Here is a 25,169-nt window from a genome sequence, read left to right on the forward strand (position 1 = left end):
CGACGGCAGGCGGCGTGTCAATGGCCGGTCATGTTCGGCGGGTGGTCGGTTCGGCGGGTAGTCAGTTCGGCGCGCGGTGCAGCGCCGCGCGATAGCGTTCGCGATCCTCGACGATCTGGTAGCCGGGGTCGTCGGCGGGCGGCGCCCACCGGCCGGTGTCCTCGAAGCTGAGCGCGCCGGAGGCGATGTCGGCGAGCACCCCGTCGAGCCAGTGCAGTTCCACCTCCGCGAACTGCTTCCACAGTGCCAGAGAGCGCAACGCGTGCGGCGGTGCGTAGACCCGCCCGTCCTCCGGTGGCATGACGTCGCCGATGGCCCGGCGCACCGCGTCCCGGCGGGCGCGCAGAGCCGCTTCCGCGCGCCGGTCGTCGAGCATCGGGAGCAGTCCGAACGCGGCTTGGAAAGCGTGGCGGTCGTAGATGTTCACCTCCGAGACCCCGGCGACGATCGCGTCCTCCAGCACTACCCTGCCTGCTTCGGCGAGTTCGTACACCACCACGTCGCGACCGCCGTCGCCGATCGTGTGATCGATCAGGAGCCCCTGGCCCGCCAGAGATCGCAGAGCGTGGTAGATCGATCCGGGATTGATGCTCGCCCAGGCGTCGACCTGCCACGACATCAGCTCGCGCCGGATCTGATAGCCGTTCACCGGCTCGAACAATCCGACCGCGCCGAGCACCAGGAGCCGAGTGGTCGTGACGGACATACCTGTCACGGTAATCCGGTCAGTGCCGGAGCGGACGCACTACCCGGCGGCGCTAGATGTCCGGGGAGTACAGCTGACATGGAGGTGTCTAGAGGTCGCCCGTCAGATAGTGATCCATCACCGGCCCCACCTGGCGGGCGAGCTTGTCCGGCGTCGCACTCGCGATCTCGGGTAGCGCGAAGACGTAGCGGGCCATCACCAGGCCCAGCATCTGGCTCGCGACCAGCGAGATCCTCCGCTGCCTCTGATCGCCTCGCGCCGCGTCGTGCAGGACTCGTCCGGCCGCACCGAGGAAGAACTCCCGCACTCTGCCCGCGACCTCGTCGTCCGTCGCCGCCACACGCAGCATCGCGATCGCGCGCAGCCGCTGCTCCGGATTCTCCTCCCAGAAGCCGATGGCGCGGCGAACGAGCGCGACGCCGACGTCCGTCGACTCCGCGACCCCGGCCAGGATGTCGGCCGGATCGCGCTCCGGAGTCAGCGCCGCCACCAGCAGGCCCGATTTGGTTCCGAAGTAGTGGTGGATCAACGCGGCGTCGACGCCGGCGGCCCGCGCGACCTCGCGCATCGACGTGCGGTCGAATCCCTTGGCGGCGAACAGCTCCCGGGCAGCGTCGAGGATCGCACCGCGAGTCCGGCCGGCTCCGTCGTCGCCCGGCGGCCGCCCCCTGGTGCGTGCGTTCACTGCGCCGGCCGTTCCCGGGCGAGAACCAGCATCCGTTCCTCGATGGTGGCTCGGACGGGTTCGCACTCGGCGGAGACTCCCGCGGCGTCGAGTACCGCGTCGATCTGCGCCGGATCGGTGTCGGGCACTCGGATGTCGCGGCCGGCCAGGATCACCGGCACGTCGGCGTCGTTCAACGCCGCGAAGGCCGCCGCCCAGTCGTCGGTGCGAACGGCGATCGCGCGGGTGTCGCCGATGATGTCGTCCTCGCTGCCCGAACCGACCAGCCGACCGCCGACCATCAGGAGCAGCCGGTCGCACTGCTGCGCTTCCTCCATGTAGTGCGTCGTGACCAGCACCCCGACGCCGGCCTCCGCCTGCTGACGGATGGTGTCCCACAGCCGGGCGCGGGCGAGGGCGTCGACGCCGGACGTCGGTTCGTCGAGAACGAGGACTTCCGGTCGGTGAGCGAGGGCGATGGCGAACGCCGCCTGCCGCTGGGCGCCCAGGGACAGATCCCGCACGAGGGTGCGCCGCACGTCGGAGAACCGGCCGGGCAGTTCGGCGTTCTGCGCGCGGTAGGCGTCGGCGCTGAACTCCAGGTTCTCCTCCACCGTGAGGTCGGTGTAGAGCCCCAGGTTCTGCGGAACGTAGCCCAATCGTGCACGACGATCCCGATCCGGCGCGCCGCCGAGGACCTCGACGGAGCCCTCGGACGCCGCCAACAGGCCCAGAAGCATGCGGATGAGCGTGGTCTTCCCCGCTCCGTTGGCCCCGATGAGCCCGACCACTTCGCCTGCTTCGACGCTCATCGACACATCGTCGACAGCGGTGACGTCGCCGAATCGCCGGGTCACCGACCGCGCCCGCAGCACCGGTTCACTCATGCCGTCACCTCCCGTCGCATCCGGTCGGCGAGCGACAGTGAGATGACGATGTCCTCCAGATCGGGGTCCACCGGTTCGAGATCGACCGGGCGGGTCTCGCCGCCGGGCCGTTCGTCGGGCCAGTACTCGTGACGCTCGCGTCCCCGGCGCCATGACCACTCCGGTCGCGCAGGCTGTGCCGAGCGAGTGACGACTCCGGTGAATCCGGAGCGCACGTCGTCGTAGGAGCCCTGTGTCAGAACCCGTCCGGAGTCGAGGACCACCAGGTGCCCGGCGCGTTCGCCTCGTCCAGGTACGTCGTCGACATCAGGACCGCGGCGCCTTCCGCCGCCGCCTCGGAGATCATCCGCCACAGATCGATGCGGCTGACCGGATCGACTCCGGTGCTCGGCTCGTCCATGACCAGCAGCTCGGGCCGGTGCAGCATCGCCATGGCTGCTCCCAGTTTGCGGCGCATACCGCCGGATAGCGCGGAGGCGGTCCGGTCCGCCGCGTCCGCGAGGCCGGCACGCCCGATCAGTTCGTCGCACCGCCGGTCGAGCTCGGTTCCGCGCAGGCCGTAGATCCCGCCGACGAACTCCAGGTTCTGCCGCACCGTCAGCGCCGCCCAGCTGCCCGGGCCCGCGGCGAGGAATCCGATGTGGTTCTTCCGCGGCGCACGCACCGTGCCCGTCGTCGGCGCGAGTTCACCGACCACGGTGCGCAGCAGCGTCGACTTGCCCGCGCCGTCGCCGCCGACCAGTGCGACGACCGTCCCGGCCGGCGCCCGCACGGACACATCGTCGAGGGCCGTCCGGTCACCGAACCGCACGCTCACCCCGTCGATCTCGGCGATCATTCGGCGCCCGCCTCGCTCGCCGCGTTGTGCACCTTCGGCGCGTTGGGAGCGAGATCACGCCGGAAGCGGAGCGTCGCCCCGGTGAACACCACGACGGCCATCACCGCCAGGACCACCAACGGGAGCCACAGCGACGAGATCGGCGCATCGCGCAGCATCACCCCCTGGGAGATCATCGTGAAATAGGTCAGCGGCAGCAGATAACCGATCCACCGCACGCCCGCGGCCATCGCTTCCAGCGGAAAGATCATGCCGGAGAGCAGAATCTGCGGCATCAACAGCATGAATGCGGTCTGAATCGCCTGCCCGGTGGTCTGGGAGACGGTCGAGATGAAGACTCCCAACCCGAGGACCACGAACAGGAAGAGCGCTGATCCCAGCGCGAATATCAGCACGTTCCCGTTGAACGGGACGTCGAACAACAGCATGCCGAGGACGGTCACGATGATCAGGTCGACCGCCGCGAGCAGGAAGTACGGCACGATCTTTCCGAGAATCACCTGACTCGGCCGGATCGGCATCACCGCGAGTTGTTCCAGTGTGCCAGCCTCCCGCTCCCGCACCAGACCGATGCTGGTGATGATGGTGCCGATGAACGTGAGGATCAGACCGATGATCGCGGGCACCATCACCCACGACGTCTTCAGATCCGGGTTGAAGAGGACCTCGACGTGGATCCGGTCGCCGAACTTGTTGAGCACCCCGACGCTCGACTGGGCGGCGAACATGTTCGACCGTCGACGAACGCCGTCGCCTGCTCCCCGGGACCGGCGGGGGCCACCACCGCGACATCGACCTCGTTCTCGCGCAGCAGGTCCTTCGCGTCTGCGGCCGTGCGGTCGGGGTAGGTATCGGTGACATCGAAGTACCCGGGCAGCGACTGCGCCACCTGTGTCGCCGTCGGCCCGACCACCGCGGTCTTGACCGAGGAGACGTAGAAGTTGGCCGCGTACCCGAAGATCACCAGCAGCAGAAGCGGCAGGACGATCAGCATGGCCATCGTGCGGGGGTCTCGCCTGAGTTCGCGGAACTCCTTGAGGATCATCGCGCGCATAGGACCATCTGACCACTGCGAGCCACTCTGGTCAACGCTTGATGAATATTTTACCGACCCACTCGGCGCCTCGCGTTACTTCCAGGTAACTGCGCGGCCGTGAGAGCGTGGAAGACAAAGGTGTGCTCCGGCACACATGCCTAGCGATCGGAGACCCAGATATGGCCGAATTGCCTGAAGCCGTCGGCACACAGATGATCGGCATGCTCGGGATCGGCGCCCACCGCCCCGAGCGCGTCGTCACGAACGACGAGATCTGCGAGCACATCGACTCCTCGGACGAATGGATCTACACCCGCACCGGCATCAAGAGCCGGCGGTTCGCGCGCCGGGACGAGACCGTGGTGGAGATGGGCGTCAACGCCGGCCGCAAGGCGATCGCCAACGCCCTCCTTTCGGGCGCGGACATCGATGCGGTCATCCTCGCCACCAACACCCATCTGCTGCTGACGCCCGCCGGCGCCGTCGCGATCGCCACCGAACTCGGTGCCAACGGAGTCCCCGCGTTCGACGTCACCGTCGGCTGCGCCGGATTCGGCTACGCGCTGTCGCTGGCCTCCGACATGGTGCGCGGCGGCAGCGCCACTCACGTACTGGTGGTCGGTGCCGAACAACTGTCGGTGACTCTGGACATGACCGACCGCACGAACTGCTTCATCTTCGGCGACGGCGCGGGCGCCGTGGTGGTCGGCCCCACCGAGAAGCAGGGCCTCGGCCCGGTGGTGTGGGGAAGCGACGGAACCCAGTTCAACGCGATCCGGCAGGACATCGACTGGGTCAGCTACATGGACGCCGGCGACATCGAGAAGCGGCCGTACCTGCGGCTCGAGGGCACCGCCGTGTTCCGCTGGGCCGCGTTCGAGATGGGCAAGGCCGCTCAGCGCGCCCTCGACGTCGCCAAGGTCGACGCCGCCGACATCGACGTCTTCGTTCCGCATCAGGCCAATTCGCGGATCAACGAGTTGCTTGCGCGCAGTCTGAAGTTCCCCGAGTCGACTGTCGTGGCGAACGACATCGAGAAGACCGGCAACACCTCGGCGGCGTCGATTCCGCTCGCCATGGAGGACCTGCTCTCCACCGGGCAGGCCAAACCCGGCGACACGGCCCTCCTGCTCGGTTACGGCGCCGGGCTCAGCTACGCCGCTCAGGTCGTCACGATGCCGCCGATACCGTTCGAGTGAGAGCTCCGAGAATTTCGGCTCCCGCAGCGCTCTGTGAGACCGTTGCGGGAGCCGAAATTTCTTCGATCACCAGAACTGGTCTTAGGTGAGCTTACCGGCCATCACCACGACCACCACGAGCAGCGCCACCCGAACCACGCCCGTGCCACGGCCGAGCACCAGCGTCGATCCCAGCACCGATCCGGCGATGTTGGCCGCGGCCAGGATCGCGCCCAGCGTCCACCACACGTCGCCCTGCACCGCGAAGACCACGAGTGCACCGCCGTTGGTGGCAGTGTTCGCCACCTTCGCCAGCGTGGCACTGGTGAGGAAACTCTGGCCGAGAAGCGCCGTCAACGTGATGATCAGGAACATGCCGGTCCCCGGACCGAAGATTCCGTCGTAGAAGCCGATGACGCCGAAGGCCACCAGCGCCGCCGCGTAGCGGCCGCGCCGGATCGGTCTCGAACCGGCGGCGCTCGCCGACCCGAACTCCGGGCGGCGCGCCACGAAGAGACCGACCGCCACCATCAGCACGATGACCACCGGCCGCATCACGTCAGAACTGGGGGCTCCGGCGGCCAGCGCGCCGAGCGCGGCACACGAGGCGGCGACGGGCACGCTCGCCGCGGCGAGCCCGCGGTCGACCGGCACCCGCCGCAGGTACAGCACCGCCGCGGTCGCGGTCCCCCAGATCGCGGTGAGCTTGTTGGTGCCGAGTGCCGTCGCCGGCGCCATCGACGGAAAGACGATGAGCAGCAGCGGGATCAGCACCAGTCCGCCTCCGCCGACCACCGCGTCGATCCAGCCCGCGACCACCGCGCCGCCGATCAACAGGGTCAGCACGGCTGGATCGGGCAGCGGCACGGGGATTCCTTCGCTCACTCGGAGATTTTGCGTCTGACGTCGGCAGACAGATAGCGTAATCGAGTGAGTTCTGAGGTCATCGCACGCGAGGTGAAGCGCCGTCGAACCTTCGCCATCATCTCCCATCCCGACGCGGGCAAGTCGACGATGACCGAGGCCCTGGCGCTGCACGCCCGGATGATCAGCGAGGCAGGCGCGGTGCACGGCAAGGGCGGCCGCCGATCCACCGTCTCGGACTGGATGGAGATGGAGAAGGCACGCGGAATCTCCGTGAGCTCCACCGCACTCCAGTTCAGCTATTCGCCGGGCGACGCCGACGCCGCCGATGCACCGAACGTCATCAATCTCGTCGACACACCCGGTCACTCCGATTTCTCCGAGGACACCTACCGGGTGCTGACGGCGGTGGACGCGGCCGTCATGCTGATCGACGCGGCGAAGGGACTGGAGCCGCAGACGCTGAAGCTGTTCCAGGTCTGCCGCCACCGCGGAATCCCGGTCATCACCGTCGTGAACAAGTGGGACCGCCCCGGCCGAACCCCGCTGGAGCTGATCGACGAGATCAGCGAGCGCATCGGCCTGATCCCGACCCCGCTGTACGTTCCGGTCGGCATCGCCGGCGACTACCGCGGTCTGCTCGACCGCCGCACCGGCGACTACATCCACTTCGAGCGCACGGCGGGCGGAGCGAAGATCGCGCCGGAGGAACTCCTCACCGCCGACCAGGCGGCCGAGCGCGAGGGCGACGCGTGGGTGGCCGCCCGGGAGGAGAGCGAACTCCTCGCCGAGCTGGGCCAGGACCACGACCAGGAGATGTTCCTGGCGGGCCAGACGTCGCCGATGATCTTCACCTCGGCCATGCTGAACTTCGGCGTGCGGCAGCTGCTCGACGCCCTCGTCGAGTTCGCGCCGCCGCCGCGCGGGCGCGAGTCGATCGACGGCGTCGAGCGCGCCGTGACCGACCCGTTCAGCGCCGTCGTCTTCAAGGTCCAGGCCGGCATGGACACCAGTCACCGCGACCGCCTCGCCTACATGCGGATCGTGTCCGGCGAGTTCGAGCGCGGCATGGTCGTCACGCACGCGCAGACCGGCAAACCGTTCGCGACGAAGTACGCGCAGGCGGTGTTCGGGCGCGACCGCTCCACCGTCGACACCGCGTTCCCGGGCGACGTGGTCGGCCTGGTGAACGCGATGGCACTGGCCCCCGGCGACACGCTGTACATCGACCCCCGGATCCAGTACCCGCCGATCCCCTCGTTCGCTCCCGAACACTTCTCGTCGCTGCGCGTCACCACCGCCGACAAGTACAAGCAGTTCCGCAAGGCCGTCGACCAGATGGACGCCGAAGGCGTGGTCCAGGTGCTGCGCAACGACGTCCGCGGCGACGCCTCGCCGGTCCTGGCCGCCGTCGGCCCGATGCAGTTCGAGGTCGTCACCGCGCGAATCAAGGCGGAGTTCAACGTCGACACCATCATCGAACCGCTCGGATACAGCCTCGCCCGCCGCACCGACGAACAGAGCGCACCCGAGCTCAACCGTCAGCGCGGCGTCGAGGTCTTCACCCGCAGCGACGGCGCGATCCTCGCCCTGTTCTCCGACAAGTGGCGCCTGCAGTACATCGAGAAGGAACACCCCGATCTGCTGCTGGAGCCGCTGGTCGCCGCGGCCGACTGATGGTCCCGCTGCGCCGCGCCGCGGTGCCCCTGATGCTCCTGGGCCTGACCGCCTGCGGCACCGACGCGACGACCGTCGACGAATCGGTCCCACCGCCTCCGCACAACGGGTCGACCAAGACGCTCGCCGACGGTGACTGCTCGGCGACACCCGCGGCCGGCCGGATCGTCCGGAGCGGTTACGGGCTGAACTATTCGCGCGGCACGATGACGGTCTCGGTGAAGCGTCCCGGCTCGCAGCGCTGCGTCGCCTTCGCCAAGTCCGGCCGCACCGACCCCGCGGTGCCGCCGGACACGCTGCTGTTCACCTTCACCGGAGACCGCGGCGAGGGCGGGCAACTGGAGTTCCTGGCGGTCGATCTCGCGGGTGGGATCCTCCCCTGGCCGGCCGGTGCGTCGGCCCGGGAGCCCGGGGCGCCTATCACCGCGACCGTCGGCGTCTCGCTCGACGGCACGTACTTCACATCCGCCACGTGCACGCTGCGGCTCGCAACCGTGACCGAGACGAGGGCTGCAGGTCGATTCGACTGCCCCGACGCGCTCGCTGCGCGGGCGAATCCCTTCGATCCCGACGACGACGTCTCCTACGACGATCCGACGGTCCCGGCGGCCCCACCCGAGTCGGCGGCGCTGTCGGGTCTGTTCACCGTGGAGAAGTAGGTCCGGACGCAGTCGCGCTAGGCGATGATCGCGGCGACGGTCGCGGCATCCACCTCTTCGACGGTCGCGGGCGAGAACGCCGGATTCCGGTCCTTGTCGACGAGGACCGCGCGGACGCCCTCGACGAAGTCGGGATGCCGGGTGATGCGGCCGGCCGCGGCCAGTTCACGGTCGAGACACTCGGCGAGCGATGAGGTCGCCCCCGCGGTGATCAGCCCGGCCGTCACCCACAGGCTGGTCGGTGACGCCGACGCCAGCAGATCGAGCATCTCCTCGGCCCACGCGTCACCGACCGCACCGCGCAGGCCGCCCACGATGCCGACGACGTTGTCGTCGTCGAAGTACTCGGCGATCTTGCGCAGCGGGAGATCGCTGGTGACCGGCCCACGATGGTCGGCGAGTGCGTCCCGCAGCGGGTCTCCGCGGCGGACGGCGTTCGCCACATCGTCGATCCGCTCCGACGGCACGAAATGAGTCGCGAGTCCGATGGCGACGGCATCGGCGCCGCGCAGGCGTGCGCCTGTCAGCCCGAGCCACATCCCGACGCCCTGCGGCAGACGCGGAAGGAAATACGTGGACCCCACATCGGGGAAGAACCCGATCGCGGTCTCCGGCATCGCGATCAACGCCTTCTCGGTGACCACCCGGACCTCGCCGTGCACGCTGATGCCCAGTCCACCACCCATGGCCGCACCGTCGACGAGGGCGACGTACGGCTTCGGGTACTCCGCGACGAGCTGGTTCAGCCGGTACTCGGCGGCGAAGTACCGGACCACCTCGTCGCTCTCACCGGCGAGCACGTGGTCGCGCACCACGCGGATGTCGCCGCCGGCGCAGAAGGCGCGATCACTCGAGGAGGTGACCAGCACGGTCTCGATCGCATCGTCGTCGCCCCATTCCTCCAGCACGGAGTGCATCTCGGTGATCATCGACAGATCCAGGGCATTGAGCGCGCGGGGGCGGTCGAGGACGATCTCGCCGACGCCGCCGCGCACCTGGGTGCGGATGTAGGACATTCAGTCACGGTAGCGCAGCGTCCGTACCGCAGAAGAGAACGGGCGGGTCGAGCGACCGCTCGACCCGCCCGAGTACCCGATCAGCTGCGGGAGGTGTTCTCCGCGACGCGGCCGGTGTTCTCGGCGATACGAGCGGTGTTCTGGCTGATCTTGAAGATCGCGATGTACAGCTCGAAGATCACGCGCGCGAGGATCAGATAGATGAGGTACACCAGCGGCACGATGATCAGTGCCACGATCACCGTCAACAGGCCCGCGCCGACGTTGTCGCCCATCTCGGCGAAGCCGGAGATCACGCCGCCGATCAGTGCGATCGCGGCGATGATGGTGAACACGATCGTGACGATCATGTACAGCACCGGGATCACCCGGGTGGCGACCATCTTGCTGAACTGGAAGTCGAAGAGCGCCGACAGGAAGGAGCCGGACTCCTCCGGCGGCGGCTGGTGAGCGGCACCGGGATCGACCGGGTAGGTCGGCTGGTTGTAGGCGCCGAACTGCTGCGTGTAATCGGACGGCTGGCCGTAGCCTCCGGGCTGCTGGCCGTACGTCTGCCCGTACTGGGGCTGACCGTACGGCGTCTGGCCGGGCTGGGATTGGCCGGGCTGGGATTGGCCGGGTTGGGATTGACCGTAGTCGGGCTGACCGGGCTGGGACTGACCGGGCTGGGACTGGCCGGGCTGCGGTTGACCGGGCTGGGACTGTCCGTGATCGGGCTGCTCGCCCTCGGGCTGGTTGAACGGATCGTTAGGCGGAGTCGTCATATGTGAACCTCTCAGGAGTCATGCCTGATCGCCAGGTCGGCGACACTTGGTTGGAACAACGTAACAACTAGCTGTGACCCTCGCAGGCTCCCCGGCCGACACCGTCACGCGATGCGGTCGCGTCACGTATCGGGCCGGCGCACGCGCACGCGCGCCGCGGTCACGAATCGAGCAGTTCGGCCGCCTCCATCCACTCGGCCTCGGCGATCTCCTTGGCCGCCACCACTTCCCGGAGTCTGGCGTCCAGATCGGCGAGCCGCTCGGGGTCGACGGCGGCGTCGACCATCTCGGCGTGGAGCTTCTCCTCCTGCGCACTGAGCTTCTCCATCTGACGCTCCGCGCGGCCGAGTGCCTTGCGCGCCGCCTGGTGTTCGGCGGCCGAGAGTCCGCCGTCACCGGACGCGGGCTTCGGCTCGGCGGCCGGAGCGGATCGGCGGGCCGGAGGCGCATCGGTCTCGGCAGCCCGTCGTTCCAGGTACTGGTCGATTCCGCGCGGCAGGTTCGTCAGCGCGCCGTCGCCGAACAGCGCCCAGGTGCTGTCGCAGACCCGTTCGATCAGATACCGGTCGTGGCTGATCACGACCAGCGTTCCGGCCCAGGAGTCGAGCAGATCCTCCACCTGCTGGAGCGTGTCGATATCGAGATCGTTGGTCGGCTCGTCGAGCAGCAGCACATTGGGTTCGGCCATCAGCACACGCGTGAACTGCAGGCGGCGACGTTCGCCGCCGGACAGGTCTCCGACCGGCGTGCGCTGTCGCGCCGGGGAGAACCCGAGCCGTTCCGCGAGCTGACTCGCCGACAACTCCTTGTCGCCGAGCGTCACATGACCGGCCACCTCCTCGACAGCGTCGAGCACGCGCAGGGTGGGATCGAGGTCGTCGAGTTCCTGACGCAGCCAGCCGATCGAGACGGTCTTGCCCTCGATGCGGCGGCCCGGCGACACCGGCACCTCGCCGGCGAGCGCCCGCAGGAGCGTGGTCTTGCCGGAACCGTTGACCCCGACGAGGCCGACCCGCTCCCCCGGCGCCAGCCGCCAGGTGGTGTCCTCGAGCAGCACTCGACCCTCGGCGCCGTCCGACGACGGTGCGGTGAGCCGCGCGTTCTCGAGTTCGATGACCACGCGGCCGAGGCGGCGCTTGGCGAATGCGGAGAGTTCGACGGTGTCGCGCGGCGGGGGCACGTTCGCGATCAGCTTCTCGGCCGCCTCCACCCGGTAACGCGGCTTGGACGTGCGCGCTGGAGCACCGCGCCGCAGCCACGCCAGTTCCTTGCGCGCGAGGTTGCGCCGGCGCTCCTCGGCGGCATCGGCCTGCCTGGCGCGTTCGGCTCGCGCGAAGATCCAGTCGTTGTAGCCGCCCTCGTATTCGTCTACGCGCCCGGAGTGGACCTCCCACGTGCGGGTGGCGACGGTGTCCAGGAACCAGCGGTCGTGAGTGACGACGATGAGCGCGCTGCGCCGGTTCACCAGATGTTCGGCGAGCCAGTGAACGCCCTCGATGTCGAGATGGTTGGTCGGTTCGTCGAGGATCAGCAGGTCGGAGTCGGTCACCAGCGCGGCCGCGAGGGCCGTCCGACGACGTTGCCCTCCGGAGAGCTCGCCCACCTTGCGGTCGAGGATCGCGTCGACCCCGATACCTGCGAGGATGCCGCGGATCCGGGCGTCGCCGGCCCACTCGTGTTCGGGGGCGTCGGCGCCGACCACCGCGTCGGCGACGGTGATGCCGGGATCGAGGTCGCCGCCCTGAGTGACCGTCGCGATGTGGATGCCACCCGCCCGCGAGAGGCGCCCGGAATCGGGTTCGGTGATGCCCGCCAGGATCTCGAGCAGGGTCGTCTTACCGCCGCCGTTGAGCCCGACGACGCCGATGCGCTCACTCTCGTGCACGCCGACACTGACCTCGTCCAGAAGCGGCTTGATGCCGAAGCTCTTGCTGATGCGTTCGGCGTTGATCAGCGACGTATTGGTACGCGGGGGCATTCGTGCTTTCCGTTCAGTCAGTCGTCCAGCGAGGTCAGTCGTCCAGCGAGGTCAGTGGTCGGCGAGGTCAGTTGACCGCGATGAGGCGGGCGCCCGCCACCGGCCCGGACGCGGTCCGCACGGCCTTGGCCACACCGGACCCGGACAGTTCGGCGGCCACCCGGACGGCGGCGTCTTCGTCGGCGCACAGGAACGCGCAGGTGGGCCCGGACCCGGAGACGATCCCGGCGAGCGCTCCGGCCTCGCGGCCCGCCCGCAGGGTGCGCCGCAGCATCGGCTGCAGCGACAGCGCGGCCGGCTGCAGATCATTGTGGAGCAAAGGGGCCACGGCGCGCACATCGCCCGATGCGAGCGCCTGCATCAGCTCGTCCGGACGGGCGACGCCCGCGGCGGCGGGCTGGTCATCGCCGTCGCGGGCCCGGAGCCGGTCGATCTCCCGGTACACGTCCGGAGTGGACAGCCCGCTGCCCGACACCGCGAGCACCCAGTGCAACGCGCCGCGGTGCAGCACCGGCAGCAGTTGCTCTCCCCGGCCGGTGCCGAGCGCTGCGCCGCCGACCACGGAGAACGGGACGTCCGAGCCCAGTTCCGCGGCGATGGCGAGGAGTTCGTCGCGGGCGATGTCGAGCCGCCAGAGCCGGGCCGCAGCGACGAGCGCCCCGGCGGCGTCGGCCGAGCCGCCGGCCATGCCCCCGGCCACCGGAATCGTCTTGTCGATGGTGATCGCCACGTGCGGGTCCATCCCGGCATGCCGCGCCAACGCGACCACGGCCCGCGCGGCGAGGTTCGTCGCATCCGACGGCACCTGTCGGCGGTTCTCGCCGCGGACGGTCACCGACAGCGCGTCGTCGCCGCGCACGGTGACCTCGTCGTAGAGCGACAGCGCACAGTACAGCGTCGACAGTTCGTGGTATCCGTCGTCGCGGAGCGGCCCGACGCCCAGGTGCAGATTAATCTTCGCCGGGACCCGGGCGGTCGCGCCACCCATCATCGGGCGGCTCCGGTCTCGATCCCGGCTGCGTGGCCGGCGCGCGCGAGCCGGACGAAGTCATCGACGTCGCACCGTTCCCCGCGGAGCCCGGGGTCGATTCCCGCCGCTCGGAGGAGTTCTTCGGCCCGCGGGGCGCTGCCCGCCCACGACGAGAGCGCCGACCGCAGGGTTTTGCGGCGCTGAGCGAATGCGGCGTCGATCGCGGCGAATGTCTGCGCCCGCAGCTCCGGGTCGGTCCCGTAGACGTCGCGGCGGTCGATGCGGACCAGGCCCGACTCGATCTTGGGTTCGGGCCAGAAGACGTGTTTGCCGACGGAACCGGCTCGGGCCACGTCGCCGAAGAAGCGGGCCTTCACGCTCGGCACCCCGTAGATCCGGCCGCCCGGAGCGGCGGCGAGACGGTCGGCAACTTCGGCCTGCACCATCACGAGCGCGGTGCGGATGGTCGGGAACTGCGCCATGAGGTGCAACAGCACCGGAACCGCGACGTTGTACGGCAGGTTCGCGACCAGCGCGGTCGGCGCGTACGGGAGGTCGGCGGGGGTGACGGTGAGGGCGTCCGCGGTGACGACGTCGAAGTTCGCCGCCTGTGCGGGCGCGAACTCGGCGATCGTCCGTGGCAGTCGCGCGGCGAGCGTGCGGTCGATCTCCACCGCCACCACGCGGCCGGCCTCGGCGAGCAGCGCGAGGGTCAGCGATCCGAGTCCCGGTCCCACTTCCAGAACCACGTCGTCGGCACCGACGCCGGACACCGACACGATCCTGCGAACGGTGTTGGCGTCGTGGACGAAGTTCTGCCCCAGCGTCTTGGTCGGGCGCACATCGAGCTCTGCGGCGAGTGCGCGGATCTCGGCGGGACCGAGCAGACGAGGCGAATCAGGGACGATGTTCACCTGAACATTGTGACTGATGATCGTCGGGAGGTGCCGCAGCGGACGGCTGCACCGCGGGCGAGGATCAGCGGAGGCCGATCTGCGACGAGCAGGACGGCCACGCGCCCCAGCCCTGAGCGGCCTGCGTCTTCTCCGCGATGGCGATCTGCTCCTCGCGAGTGGCGAGATCCGGACGCGGCGCGTACTCCTGGCCGCCCCAGCGATCCCAGGTGTTCTGGTCGAACTGGATGCCGCCGTAGAACCCGTTGCCGGAGTTGATGGCCCAGTTGCCGGTCGATTCGCACTGAGCGAGACGATCCCAGACGCCGTACGGAACCGCCGGTGCACCCGGCTTGGTTCCGACGCGGACCGTGGCAGCCTTGGGCTCCACGAGAACCTTCTCGCTGATCTTGGTCTTCTTGACGACCTTGCCGTTGACGGTGGTGATCGAGTACTTCACATCGGCCTTGCCGGGAGTACCCGGGTCCTCGACCTTCTTGGTTCCCCGGGTCAGCCTGTCGTCGTCCTTGGTGTTCTCCGGCGGCTTGACGTCCTCGGTGAGGGTCTTCTCCTCGGTCTTGATCCGGGTGACGCGGATGTCCATGTCCTTGCTGACCGGAGTCTGCGCCGCGGGCACCACCTTGTCGGTGGGCGAGAGCGGCTTGCCCGCACGGGCGAGCAGGTCGCCGACCGTCTTGGCCGCAATGCTCGGCGTCGACTTCTGGCCGCCGTCGTCGAGCTTGACCCGCTTGGGCAGGGTGACGTCGAGATCGGCACCGTCCACCGGAAGCACGTCGTTCAGCGGTGCGGTCACCGCGCTGGTCGCCATGCCGCGTTCAGCGAGAACCTGACCGACGGTGGACGCGTTGGTGGTGATGTTCAACGGCCTGCCGTCGACCACCAGCTGCACTTTCTTGAGGCGGTCGACCGTGATGGTCTGGTTGTCACGCGGCGCACTCGAGAGCGGCACGTTCACCTTGTCGCCGTCGGCAGGGTCGATGCCGTTGTCGCGCAGCACGCTCCCGACCGAGAAGGCCATCGTGCTCACATGCATGGTCTGTCCGTCGACCGCCAGCGTCACCTCCTTGTGCATGACAGCTCCGGTGACGGCTCCGGCCGTGACGGTGGTCAGCACGGCTCCGAGGGCTACTCGGGCGCGCATGGAGGTGGACGTGTTGATTCTCTTCAAGACAGACATACAGTTCCCTGCCGGGTTGGGTATAGCTATCCGCGTCGGCAGCACGGATCACGGTACGGTAACGAATCGGGGTGGGTTACCGCAACGGAAACTTGTATATCCGGCGCGCATTTGCTCCAAGCGTGTGGGCCAACTCGTGATCGTCGACGCCGCGCAGTGCGGCCAGCGCGCGAGCGGTGTAGGGCACGCAATAGGACTGATTGGGCTGGCCACGATAGGGATGCGGGGTCAGGAACGGTGCGTCGGTCTCCACCAGCAACTGCTCGTCGGGAGTCAGAAGTGCGGCCTCACGCAACTCGCCGGAGTTGTTGAACGTCACAGTGCCGGAGAAGCTCAACACATACCCGAGGTCGACACATTCGCGGGCGATCGCACGGTCGCCGGAGAAGCAGTGCATCACCACCGTCTCCGGCGCCCCCTCGGCCGCGAGGACGTCCAGCAGGTCGCGATCGGCGTCGCGATTGTGGATCATCAGCGCTTTGCCGGATCGTTTGGCCAGATCGATGTGCCAGGCGAAGGCGTCGCGTTGGGTGGTCGGGTCCGCGCAGTCGTCCGAACGGGTCGTCCAGTAGTAGTCCAGACCGGTCTCACCGACGGCCACCACGCGGGGGTCGTCGACCATCTGTTCCAGCTCGGCTCGGGCCTCGTCATCCAGATCGGCGGCATGAGTGGGATGCAGTCCGACGGCCGCGAACGCTCGTCGGTCCCAATGCGCGGCGGCGACAGCCCAGCGGGCGTCGACCATGTCGTCGGCGACGGTGACCACCTGCTCCACGCCGACCGACTCGGCGTGGTCGAGGATGGCTCGGACGTCGGCCTCCGTCCGCCCGCCACAGGCCGCCAGGTGCGTGTGTGCGTCGACCAGCCCGGGCAGCGCTTCCGGGTCCGGTGGCGGCAGGCGTCGCTTACGCTTCTTGATCTCCTTGGCGGTGAGTTCACCCGTCGAGTCGGTCACAGACCCACCTTGCCCGAGATCGTGTCCGTCGCGGAAATCCGGGTCCGCCTGGAAACTGGGGCACTTCGCAGTCGACGCTCTGCCCAGGCCGCCGTTCGAGGGTTCCCACCGAAACCATCGAGCCTGTCACCGATGCCCCACGGCGTAACAGAGTTGAGCCGGCGCACGTGCGTCTGTCTATGAAATCAGTTGTGTCATACCCGATTGGTAGTGTTCAGATATCCAAGAAAACATGGTGTGACCAGCTGAAACACTCGGGGGAGGTGGCAGCGATGACCGATCCGATCACCGATTCGATCGCGACTGTCGTTGCCACCGGTGCACTGCCGGACCAGCCCGCGGAGTTGTTGGCGTTGATCGATGCCGCGGCGGTGAAGCTCGCCGAGACCTCCCTGTCACCGGAGACCGAACCGGAACTGCTGGCCCACACACAGACCGCCGAACGCATCCGGCGACGCTGGGACGGCGTTTCGTCCAGATTGTTGGTGGAGGTCTCCGACCGCAATGCTCACCGCACCGCGGGCTATCTGAATCCGCATCAGTACCTGTCGCAGGGTTTGCGGCTGGGGACCCGTGAGGCGGGTCGACGGCTCCGGATGACCGAGACCATCGGCGAGTTCTCCAACTTCCAAGGGCAGACGCTGCCTCCCCGGAAGCCCGCCACCGCCGCCGCGGTCGCGGCCGGGACTGTCGGCGCCGAACACGCGTTGGTGATCTCGGCCGTTTTGGCGAAAGTGCCCGGCTGCATCTCGCCGGAAGTCAAGGCCCGTGCGGAGGCCGAACTCGCTCAGGCTGCGGCCGGGTTGAATCCGGATGATCTGGGCAAGGTCGGTGACCGCCTGCTCGCTCACCTGGACCCCGACGGTCAGGAAAGCGATCACGTCGACCGGCAACGCCAACGCGGAATCACCATCCTCCCGCAAGACCGACAACTCATGAGCAAAGTGCGCGGCGCGATGACTCCGGAGTTGCGGGCGAAGTTCGAAGTCATCCTCACCGCGTGGGCCGCACCCGGCATGAACAACCCCACCGACCCCGACTCACCCACCGGAACCATCGACGCCGACGGCATCGACGCCGAGGCTCTCGCGGCGGCGCGGGGTCGGGATCTACGCAGCGCCGCCCAACGCACACACGACGCACTGCTGGCCCTGTGCGACTACGTTCTCGCCCACGGTGGACTCGGAGCACCGAACCGGATACCAGCCGAACTCGTCATCACCGTCACCGATCAAGAACTCGCCGGCCACGCCGGAATCGCCCTGACCGCCACCGGCACCCGCATCCCGATCGGCGAACTCGTGCGGCTCGCCGCCGACGCCGTGCCGCACCTGGCCGTCTTCCGCAATCACACCAGCGAGATCCTCTACCAAGGCCGCGCGGCACGGTTCGCGAGTAAAGCGCAGCGGTTGGCGTTGTTCGCCCGCGACCGCGGCTGCACCGCCCCCGGCTGCGACCGACCCTTCGCACAAACCCAAGCCCATCACGCACCGGACTGGATCACCCCCGCCGGACGCACCGACATCGACGCCCTCGGCGCCGCCTGCGGACGCCACAACCGCGCCGTCGGCACCAAACGCGGACAATGGGAAACCACCATCCTCCCCGACGGACCCCACACCGGACGCATAGCCTGGCGACCAGCCACCACCAATCACCCCTGGCGACTCAACCCCATCCACCACGCCGGACAAGCGAAGAATCTGCATCCGCCGAATCCGCACCCGCCGGCCCGTGCGGATGCAGCCGCCGGGGACACGACACGTCTGACGGGTAGAGACCCCGATCGGCGGGTAGCGTCGTGACCGTGCTGGGACTCCCTGATGACATCACGGTTGCGCTCTTCGACCTCGACGGAGTGCTCACCGACACCGCATCGGTGCACCGCGTCGCGTGGACGGACGCGTTCAACACCTTCCTCACCCGACGAGCCGGCGGCGACATCGGAGGCCGGACCGACAGCCTCCGCCCGTTCACCGACCAGGACTACTTCGACTACGTCGACGGGAGGCCCCGAATGGACGGCGTGCGCACCTTCCTCGCGTCGCGGAGCATCACCGTCGACGACGACACCGCCGCATCGATCGCGGACGGAAAGAACGACGCCTTTCTCGCCGCGCTCGCCCGCGACGGCGTCACCGCCTACCCCGGTTCCGTCCGCTACCTGCACGCCGCCCGCGAGGCAGGGCTTCACATCGCGGTGGTGACCAGTTCCCGCAACGGCGAGCAGGTCCTCGAAGCCGCGGGACTGACGCAGTTCGTGGAACAGCGCGTCGACGGCAACACCATCGTCGCCGAGCGACTCGCGGGCAAGCCCGCGCCCGACTCGTACCTGCGGGGTGCGGAACTGATGGGTGTCGCTCCCTCCGCCGCGGCGGTCTTCGAGGACGCGGTGTCCGGGGTCGCCGCGGGCGCTGCCGGTGACTTCGGCTACGTCGTGGGCATCGATCGCGTGGGCAGCGGCCAGTCGGATGCGATGAAAGCCGCCGGTGCCTCTATCGTCGTCACCGACCTCGACGATCTTCTCGCCGAGAACTGACCGCCCACCGCGCCGCCGAACCGAGCAGCTACGAGCCCGAGAAGGACCGTCCGTGATCGAACCGACCACCAGCGAGCTGGCCCACACCACGCACGGCGACACGTCGAGCCACACGGACCCGGTCAACATCCCGCAGCACGGCGTGCACCCGGTGGAGGGATTCGACGTCAGCCCGTGGCAGTTGCGCTGGCGGGGACTGGACATCGACATGATCGGCCGCACCGAGACCCTGTTCGCGCTGTCGAACGGTCACATCGGACTGCGCGGCAGCTTCGAGGAAGGCGAACCCGTCGACAAGCCGGGCACCTACTTGAGCGGGTTCTACGAGTTGCGCGACCTGCCCTACGCCGAGAGCGGCTACGGCTACCCCGAGTCCGGACAGACCGTCGTCAATGTGACGGACGCCAAGATCATCCGCCTGCTCGTCGAGGACGAGCCGATGGACCTGAGGTACGGGCGCACCGTCGAGCACGAACGTGTACTCGATTTCCGCACCGGCACCCTGCGGCGCAGCACCCTGTGGACCTCGCCGACCGGGCGCACCGTCCGCATCCGATCCGAAAGACTGGTCTCGTTCACCAAGCGCACCATCGCCGCGATCCGCTACGAGGTGGAGCCGATCGGTGAAGACATGAAACTGGTCCTCCAGTCCGATCTGCTCGCCAACGAGCCGATGGGCGGGGCGGCCTCCGCCAAGGAGGATCCGCGGTTGGCGGCGGCGCTGGAGCGCCCACTGGTCGCCGATCTCGCGGACTGCGAAGACTTCTCCGCGGTTCTCGTCCACCACACCGCACGCTCGGGACTCGCCGTGGCGGCGGGCATGGACCACGAACTGGAACTGCCCGCATCCGCGGACACCTCGATCCGCGCAGACGGCGACCTCGCACGCCTCACCGTCGCGGCCGCCGTGCCCCAGGGCACCAAGCTGGTGCTCACCAAGTACATGGGCTACGGCTGGTCGGCCCGACGGTCGGTGCCCGCGCTGCGCGCCCAGGTGGACGCCGCGCTGGCAATGGCCAAGGAGACCGGTTGGGAGGCCCTCAAACAGGAGCAGTCCGACTACCTCGACGAGTTCTGGCTCGACGCCGACATCGAACTCGACGGCGATCCCGAACTCCAGCAGGCCGTGCGCTTCTCCCTGTTCCATGTGCTGCAGGCCGGTGCGCGCGGGCAATCGCGCGCCATCCCGGCCAAGGGGCTCACCGGCCCCGGCTACGACGGCCACACGTTCTGGGACACCGAGAGCTTCGTGCTGCCGATGCTGACGTACACGGTTCCCGCCGCCGCGGGCGAGGAACTCCGCTGGCGGCACGCCACGATGGACAAGGCCCGGTCGCGGGCCGCCGAACTCGCACAGCACGGCGCCATGTTCCCGTGGCGGTCGATCAACGGTGACGAGTGCTCCGGCTACTGGCCGGCCGGCACCGCGGGAGTCCACGTGTCCGCCGACATCGCGAACGCCACCGCCCGCTACATCCGCGCCACCGGCGACGAGGCGTTCGAGGTCGAGTGCGGCGTCGAGCTGCTGGTGGAGATCGCCAGGTTCTTCGCCGGATTCGGCCACCACGATTCGGCGGGCAAGTTCCGCATCGACGGAATCACCGGCCCCGACGAGTACACGGCGATCGTCAACAACAACGTCTTCACCAATCTCGCCGCCCAGCAGGCACTGCGCGACGCGGTCGCCGCGTGCTCGCGCCAGCCCGTCGTGGCACGACAGCTCGGCGTGACGCACGACGAGACCGCCTTCTGGACGCAGTGCGCCGACGATATGACCGTGCCCTACGACGACGCACTCGGCGTCCACCAGCAGTGCGAGTCGTTCACCAAACTCGACCGGTGGGACTTCGAGCGCTCGAAGGGCAGGTACCCGCTGCTGCTCAACTACCCGTACTTCGACCTGTACCGCAAGCAGGTGGTGAAGCAGGCCGACCTCGTCTTCGCCATGTACCTGTTCGGCGACCGCTTCACCCCTGAGCAGAAACTGGCGAACTTCGACTACTACTACCCGATCACCGTGCGCGACTCGTCGCTCTCGGCCTGCTGCGAGGCGGTCACCGCGGCCGAGGTCGGATACCTCGACCTCGCCTACGACCTGATGAGCGAATCGGTATTCACCGATCTGCACGACCTGCACAACAACGTCTCGTCGGGACTGCACATCGCGGCCCTGGCCGGCGCCTGGACCGACTGCGTCGCCGGATTCGGCGGGATGCGCGACTTCGACGGTCAGGTCACCTTCGCCCCGCGCCTTCCCTCGAAGCTCAGCTACATGTCGTTCCGCATGATGATCCGCGAATCGCGCATCGTCGTCGCCGTCGACTCCGACACCGCGACCTACCGACTGCTGTCGGGTCCGACGGTCGAACTCGCCCATCACGGTGAGCGATTCGTCCTCGGCGACGATCCGGTCACCCTCGGCATTCCACGGCTCGGGCCGCGCACCGCACCCGAGGCCCCGCCCGGATGCGAGCCGTACCAGCGCTCAGCGCGGTAGACGAATCGCGAGCACGTACAATCGGGCTACTATGCCGAGCGAGTCCTTTGGCGCGTCGTCGCCCTTCTACATCACCACCGCCATCGCGTACCCGAACGGCGCCCCGCATATCGGGCACGCCTATGAGTTCATCTCCGCGGACGTCCTCGCGCGATTCAAGGCGCTGGACGGCTTCGACGTCCGGTTCCAGTCCGGCACCGACGAGCACGGTCAGAAGATGCAGCAGACCGCGGAGAAGGAGGGCGTCTCCACCGCGGAACTGGCGAAGACCAACTCCGATCGCTTCGAGGCGCTGCACGCCGCGCTCGGCACCGATCTGAGCCGGTTCATCCGCACCACCGACTCCGACCACCACCGGGCGTCGGAGGAGATCTGGAAGCGGATGGAGGCGGCGGGCGACATCTACCTCGACTCCTACGCCGGCTGGTACGACGTCCGCGACGAGGCCTTCTTCACCGAGGACGAGACGACCGTCGACGAGGACGGCAACCGCGTTGCGACCGAGAACGGTCACGTCCTCACCTGGACCGAGGAGCAGACCTACTTCTTCCGCCTCTCCAACTATCAGGACCGTCTCCTCGCGTTGTACGACGAGCATCCCGAGTTCATCGGACCGGACGTGCGGCGCAACGAGGTCCGCAGCTTCGTCGCGGGCGGCCTCAACGACCTCTCCATCTCGCGCACCACCTTCGACTGGGGCGTGAAGGTCCCGGGCGCGCCCGAGCACGTGATGTACGTGTGGGTGGACGCCCTCACCAACTACCTCACCGGAGTCGGTTTCCCGGACGACCAGCAGACGCTGGAACGTTACTGGCCCGCCGACCTGCACATCATCGGCAAGGACATCATCCGATTCCACTGCGTCTACTGGCCGGCCTTCTTGATGAGCGCCGGCATCGACGTCCCGAAACGGGTCTTCGCGCACGGCTTCCTGTTCAACCGCGGCCAGAAGATGAGCAAGTCGGTGGGCAACGTCGTCGACCCGCACGAACTGGTCGAGAAGTTCGGGCTCGACACGGTGCGCTACTTCTTCCTCCGCGAAGTGTCGTACGGGCAGGACGGCTCCTACTCGGCGGAGGCGATCGTCTCGCGCAACAACTCCGATCTCGCCAACGAGTACGGCAACCTCGCCCAGCGCACCCTCAGCATGATCGGCAAGTACTTCGGGTCGCAGGTGCCCGAGCCGGGTCAGTTCACGGCCGAGGACCGCGCCCTGCTCGACGCCGCCGACGCTCTGCTGCCGCGCGTCCGTGAACAGTTCGACAAGCAGGCCATTCACCTCGGGCTCGAAGCACTGTGGTCGGTGCTGGCCGACGCCAACCGGTACGTCTCCGCGCAGGAGCCGTGGAAGCTCGCCAAGACCGACCTCGACCGCACCGCCACCGTGCTCTACGTATGCGCCGAAGTGGTGCGCATCGTGACACTGCTGGTGCAGCCGGTGATGCCGCAGTCGGCCTCCACCCTGCTCGATCTGCTCGCCGTCGGCTCAGATGACGCCGATCGCCGGTTCACCGCCGTCACCGACCGGCTGACGCCGGGTACCGCCCTGCCGAAGCCCGCCCCGGTGTTTCCGCGCCAGGAAAGTCCCGCCGCGGACGCATGACTCGTGATCCGGTGCCGGCGCGGGGACCCTCCGCGCTCGACGTCCTCCGCTCATTCGACGCGGCCGCCGCCGATCGCGGACTGCCCGGCCCGGCCGGGCTGATCGGTGACTGGGCCGATGCCGACGCGGTGATCGCACCGTCGATCGAACTGGTCCCCGGGCTCGCGCCACCCGACCGGCCCGACGGGTACTGGTTCGGCGCACTCGGATTCCCCGTCCGGGCTGAGGACTCCCCGCTGCCCTCGGTGGTCGGGGGCGTCACCGACGGAGTGCTGACGTTGTCGCACGGCGAATGGTCGTGGAACACCGCCACCGGTGCCCCGCTGCCGGACTGGGCCCGGGCGGCGCTGGAGGCGGCGGCTCCACCCGAGTCGAGGCGGTGGTCGGCCGAATGGGTCTCCCCCGACCGGGACCGACATCTGTTCGCCGTCCAGAAGTGCCTCAACGCCATCGCCGACGGCGAGGTCTACCAGGCATGCGTCTGCACGCAGTTCCACGGGCAGCTCGACGGCCGGCCCATCGATTTCTTCGCCGACATCGCCGCCGCCACGGCGCCGGCGAAGGCGGCCTGGTTGTCCGGGGGTTGGGGATCCGTCGCGAGCTTCAGCCCCGAGTCGTTCCTGGACCGGCGTGGCGACCGAGTGACGTCGTCGCCCATCAAAGGCACGGCTCCGGCCGCCGCCGACCCAGCGGTACTCGCCGCGTCCACCAAGGACGTGGCCGAGAACGTGATGATCGTCGACCTCGTCCGCAACGATCTCGGGCGCGTCGCGCGCACCGGATCGGTGACCGTGCCCGATCTGCTGACGGTGGTCGGCGCCCCGGGCGTGTGGCATCTGGTGTCGACGGTGGCCGCGACCCTGCGTGCGGAGGTCGGCAACCGCTCCCTGCTCGATGCCGCCTTCCCACCCGCATCGGTCACCGGAACCCCGAAGATCCGCGCGGCCGAGTTGCTCGCGGACTGGGAGGATCACGCGCGCGGGATCTACTGCGGCGCGGTGGGCGTCGCGGGCCCGGGCGGCCTGCTCGACCTCAACGTGGCGATCCGCACGGTGGCCGTCGGCCCCGACGGCGGCCTCACGCTCGGCGTCGGCGGCGGGATCACCATCGACTCGTCACCGGCCGCGGAGTGGCAGGAATGCCTCGACAAGGCGGCCTCGATCGTCGGCTTCACCTCGCATCCGGGCCCGCGTTCTCGATAGACCGCAGCGGCAGCAGCCGGGGCGACCGACCGGCCAGCGAAGCCGCGAACCCCACGAAGGTCACGAACCAGGCCGCCGTGGCGATCCAGATCTCGACGTGCCCGATGTGATCGATCAGCGGGATACCGTTCACCGAGCCGATCTGGTGACTGCCGACTCCGTACATGCCGAGCGGGAACACGATGGCCCAGAACGAGGCGTCGTAGCGGAGTGGTATCCGGTGGCGGATATGCCGCCAGTACCCGGCGAACAGCAACGGCGGTACCAGCCAGGTACCGAACGCCCAGAAGAAGACCGACACCGATTCGACGGTTCCGCGCATCACGTCCAGCACCGGCACGTCCGCCATGCTCTCGATGTTCGCGCCCGCGACCACGGTGATCGCCGTCGCCCCCATCGCGATCCAGTACGCGCCGCTCAACTGGTCCGGTTTCGGATGGTGCATGAAGATTCGCGCGGCCACGAACAGAGCCACGGCCATGTAGAGGAACACCCCGACCGCCCAGCACAACGCGGCCAGCAGCGCGAGCTCGGCCCGACCGCTGGTGACGTGGGGCTGAACGGCGGCGGCGAGAACGGCCACCGACTGCGTCGCCACCACCCAGAGGAACCAGGTGCCGTCGGCGCGCTCGAGCTGCGACTGGCCGATGCGTGCGGTGAACGCCATCGGCGGCAGCGCATAACCCAGGACCAGCCACATCGAGGCGGCGAAGCCCAGCAGCACCAGGGCCGCGACGAGATGACCGTCGAGCATCAGCCGGGTCCCGAGCACGCTCGTCGCCGCGACGACGGTGAAGAAGCCGAAAGTGCGGTTCGGCACCCGGAGGTCGAAGACCACCGCGTCGCGATGCCGGGCGAGCCGGGCCGCATTGAGCAGCAGCAGCACGCCGAAGGCGAGACCGGTGATCCACATCAGGATCACCGACAGCAACCGCCAGCCTTCGATCTCGGTTGCGATCGATACGATCCCGGTAGCCATCACCAGGGAGAAGTAGGCGGGATTCAGCTCGCGAACCACGTCGTCGAGACCGCGCAGCCGTGCCAC

Annotated in this window: 20 protein-coding genes and 2 pseudogenes; 8 read left to right on the forward strand and 14 right to left on the reverse strand. The window is 68.6% G+C overall.

The annotated features are described in order from the left end of the window. Nucleotides 1–61: 61 nt before the first annotated feature. The 5 genes and pseudogenes from ABFX36_RS00155 to ABFX36_RS00175 form a co-directional block, all read right to left on the reverse strand. Entirely contained in the window at nucleotides 62–706 is a 645-nt protein-coding gene (locus ABFX36_RS00155) for a PadR family transcriptional regulator (protein WP_346074658.1), read from the reverse strand. A gap of 88 nt (nucleotides 707–794) precedes the next feature. After that, nucleotides 795–1,391 carry a TetR/AcrR family transcriptional regulator gene (locus ABFX36_RS00160; RefSeq protein WP_346074659.1) on the reverse strand — a complete coding sequence of 199 codons (597 nt, stop codon included), beginning with the start codon at nucleotides 1,389–1,391 and terminating at the stop codon, nucleotides 795–797. Further along, entirely contained in the window at nucleotides 1,388–2,257 is an 870-nt protein-coding gene (locus ABFX36_RS00165; protein ID WP_062368016.1) for an ABC transporter ATP-binding protein, read from the reverse strand. The genes ABFX36_RS00160 and ABFX36_RS00165 overlap by 4 nt, the downstream gene beginning before the upstream one ends. Beyond that, a pseudogene (locus tag ABFX36_RS00170) lies at nucleotides 2,254–3,095 on the reverse strand (ABC transporter ATP-binding protein). The gene ABFX36_RS00165 and the pseudogene ABFX36_RS00170 overlap by 4 nt, the downstream one beginning before the upstream one ends. Continuing rightward, nucleotides 3,092–4,149: pseudogene (locus ABFX36_RS00175) on the reverse strand (ABC transporter permease). The pseudogenes ABFX36_RS00170 and ABFX36_RS00175 overlap by 4 nt, the downstream one beginning before the upstream one ends. 161 nt (nucleotides 4,150–4,310) lie before the next feature. On the opposite strand from ABFX36_RS00175, the gene ABFX36_RS00180 reads away from it, so the two are divergent. Beyond that, the gene (locus tag ABFX36_RS00180) at nucleotides 4,311–5,330 is read left to right on the forward strand and encodes a beta-ketoacyl-ACP synthase III (protein WP_045538489.1); all 1,020 of its coding nucleotides are present in this window, start codon (nucleotides 4,311–4,313) and stop codon (nucleotides 5,328–5,330) included. An 81-nt stretch (nucleotides 5,331–5,411) separates the two neighbouring features. Here ABFX36_RS00180 and ABFX36_RS00185 read toward each other — a convergent pair whose 3' ends face one another. Further along, nucleotides 5,412–6,176 carry a TSUP family transporter gene (locus ABFX36_RS00185; RefSeq protein WP_062368014.1) on the reverse strand — a complete coding sequence of 255 codons (765 nt, stop codon included), beginning with the start codon at nucleotides 6,174–6,176 and terminating at the stop codon, nucleotides 5,412–5,414. Nucleotides 6,177–6,239: 63 nt separating this feature from the next. Between ABFX36_RS00185 and ABFX36_RS00190 the strand changes: the two genes are divergently transcribed. Further along, nucleotides 6,240–7,850 carry a peptide chain release factor 3 gene (locus tag ABFX36_RS00190; protein WP_045537770.1) on the forward strand — a complete coding sequence of 537 codons (1,611 nt, stop codon included), beginning with the start codon at nucleotides 6,240–6,242 and terminating at the stop codon, nucleotides 7,848–7,850. Then, a complete protein-coding gene (locus tag ABFX36_RS00195) occupies nucleotides 7,850–8,509 on the forward strand; it encodes a hypothetical protein (RefSeq protein ID WP_006897683.1) in 660 nt (219 codons plus the stop codon). Before ABFX36_RS00190 ends, ABFX36_RS00195 begins: the two co-directional genes overlap by 1 nt. A 17-nt stretch (nucleotides 8,510–8,526) precedes the next feature. On the opposite strand, the gene ABFX36_RS00200 is transcribed toward ABFX36_RS00195, so the two are convergent. The 7 genes from ABFX36_RS00200 to ABFX36_RS00230 form a co-directional block, all read right to left on the reverse strand. Further along, complete coding sequence (locus tag ABFX36_RS00200; RefSeq protein WP_006897681.1) at nucleotides 8,527–9,525, reverse strand: enoyl-CoA hydratase/isomerase family protein; 999 nt, start codon at nucleotides 9,523–9,525, stop codon at nucleotides 8,527–8,529. 80 nt (nucleotides 9,526–9,605) lie between these two features. Next, nucleotides 9,606–10,289, reverse strand: a complete 684-nt coding sequence (locus ABFX36_RS00205) for a DUF4282 domain-containing protein (RefSeq protein ID WP_045537768.1) — start codon at nucleotides 10,287–10,289, stop codon at nucleotides 9,606–9,608. A 160-nt stretch (nucleotides 10,290–10,449) separates the two neighbouring features. After that, complete coding sequence (locus ABFX36_RS00210; RefSeq protein ID WP_045537767.1) at nucleotides 10,450–12,267, reverse strand: ABC-F family ATP-binding cassette domain-containing protein; 1,818 nt, start codon at nucleotides 12,265–12,267, stop codon at nucleotides 10,450–10,452. Nucleotides 12,268–12,334: 67 nt separating this feature from the next. Continuing rightward, the gene (locus ABFX36_RS00215) at nucleotides 12,335–13,255 is read right to left on the reverse strand and encodes a 4-(cytidine 5'-diphospho)-2-C-methyl-D-erythritol kinase (protein WP_006897678.1); all 921 of its coding nucleotides are present in this window, start codon (nucleotides 13,253–13,255) and stop codon (nucleotides 12,335–12,337) included. Further along, nucleotides 13,255–14,151 carry a 16S rRNA (adenine(1518)-N(6)/adenine(1519)-N(6))-dimethyltransferase RsmA gene (rsmA, locus tag ABFX36_RS00220; protein ID WP_006897677.1) on the reverse strand — a complete coding sequence of 299 codons (897 nt, stop codon included), beginning with the start codon at nucleotides 14,149–14,151 and terminating at the stop codon, nucleotides 13,255–13,257. The genes ABFX36_RS00215 and rsmA overlap by 1 nt, the downstream gene beginning before the upstream one ends. Nucleotides 14,152–14,215: 64 nt before the next feature. Continuing rightward, nucleotides 14,216–15,328: a resuscitation-promoting factor gene (locus ABFX36_RS00225; RefSeq protein WP_062368012.1), complete on the reverse strand. Its 1,113-nt coding sequence runs from the start codon at nucleotides 15,326–15,328 to the stop codon at nucleotides 14,216–14,218. Nucleotides 15,329–15,404: 76 nt separating this feature from the next. Beyond that, the gene (locus ABFX36_RS00230; protein WP_006897675.1) at nucleotides 15,405–16,283 is read right to left on the reverse strand and encodes a TatD family hydrolase; all 879 of its coding nucleotides are present in this window, start codon (nucleotides 16,281–16,283) and stop codon (nucleotides 15,405–15,407) included. A 272-nt stretch (nucleotides 16,284–16,555) separates the two neighbouring features. On the opposite strand from ABFX36_RS00230, the gene ABFX36_RS00235 reads away from it, so the two are divergent. The 5 genes from ABFX36_RS00235 (at nucleotide 16,556) to ABFX36_RS00255 (ending at nucleotide 24,124) form a co-directional block, all read left to right on the forward strand. Beyond that, complete coding sequence (locus ABFX36_RS00235; RefSeq protein WP_346074660.1) at nucleotides 16,556–18,088, forward strand: HNH endonuclease signature motif containing protein; 1,533 nt, start codon at nucleotides 16,556–16,558, stop codon at nucleotides 18,086–18,088. A gap of 2 nt (nucleotides 18,089–18,090) precedes the next feature. Further along, nucleotides 18,091–18,822 (forward strand): HAD family hydrolase, encoded by a 732-nt coding sequence (locus ABFX36_RS00240; RefSeq protein ID WP_045537780.1) that lies wholly within the window; start codon nucleotides 18,091–18,093, stop codon nucleotides 18,820–18,822. A 127-nt stretch (nucleotides 18,823–18,949) separates the two neighbouring features. Beyond that, nucleotides 18,950–21,319: a glycoside hydrolase family 65 protein gene (locus tag ABFX36_RS00245; protein ID WP_045537778.1), complete on the forward strand. Its 2,370-nt coding sequence runs from the start codon at nucleotides 18,950–18,952 to the stop codon at nucleotides 21,317–21,319. 31 nt (nucleotides 21,320–21,350) lie between these two features. Further along, nucleotides 21,351–22,922: a methionine--tRNA ligase gene (gene metG, locus ABFX36_RS00250; RefSeq protein ID WP_045537763.1), complete on the forward strand. Its 1,572-nt coding sequence runs from the start codon at nucleotides 21,351–21,353 to the stop codon at nucleotides 22,920–22,922. Then, on the forward strand, nucleotides 22,919–24,124 hold the full coding sequence (locus tag ABFX36_RS00255; protein WP_346074661.1) for an aminodeoxychorismate synthase component I: 1,206 nt from the start codon (nucleotides 22,919–22,921) through the stop codon (nucleotides 24,122–24,124). The genes metG and ABFX36_RS00255 overlap by 4 nt, the downstream gene beginning before the upstream one ends. On the opposite strand, the gene ABFX36_RS00260 is transcribed toward ABFX36_RS00255, so the two are convergent. Beyond that, entirely contained in the window at nucleotides 24,093–25,169 is a 1,077-nt protein-coding gene (locus ABFX36_RS00260; RefSeq protein WP_045537759.1) for a tellurite resistance/C4-dicarboxylate transporter family protein, read from the reverse strand. The two genes, ABFX36_RS00255 and ABFX36_RS00260, sit on opposite strands and share 32 nt — an antisense overlap.

The organism is Gordonia cholesterolivorans (assembly GCF_039531975.1).
In the GTDB taxonomy this organism is placed as follows: Bacteria; Actinomycetota; Actinomycetes; order Mycobacteriales; family Mycobacteriaceae; genus Gordonia; species Gordonia sihwensis.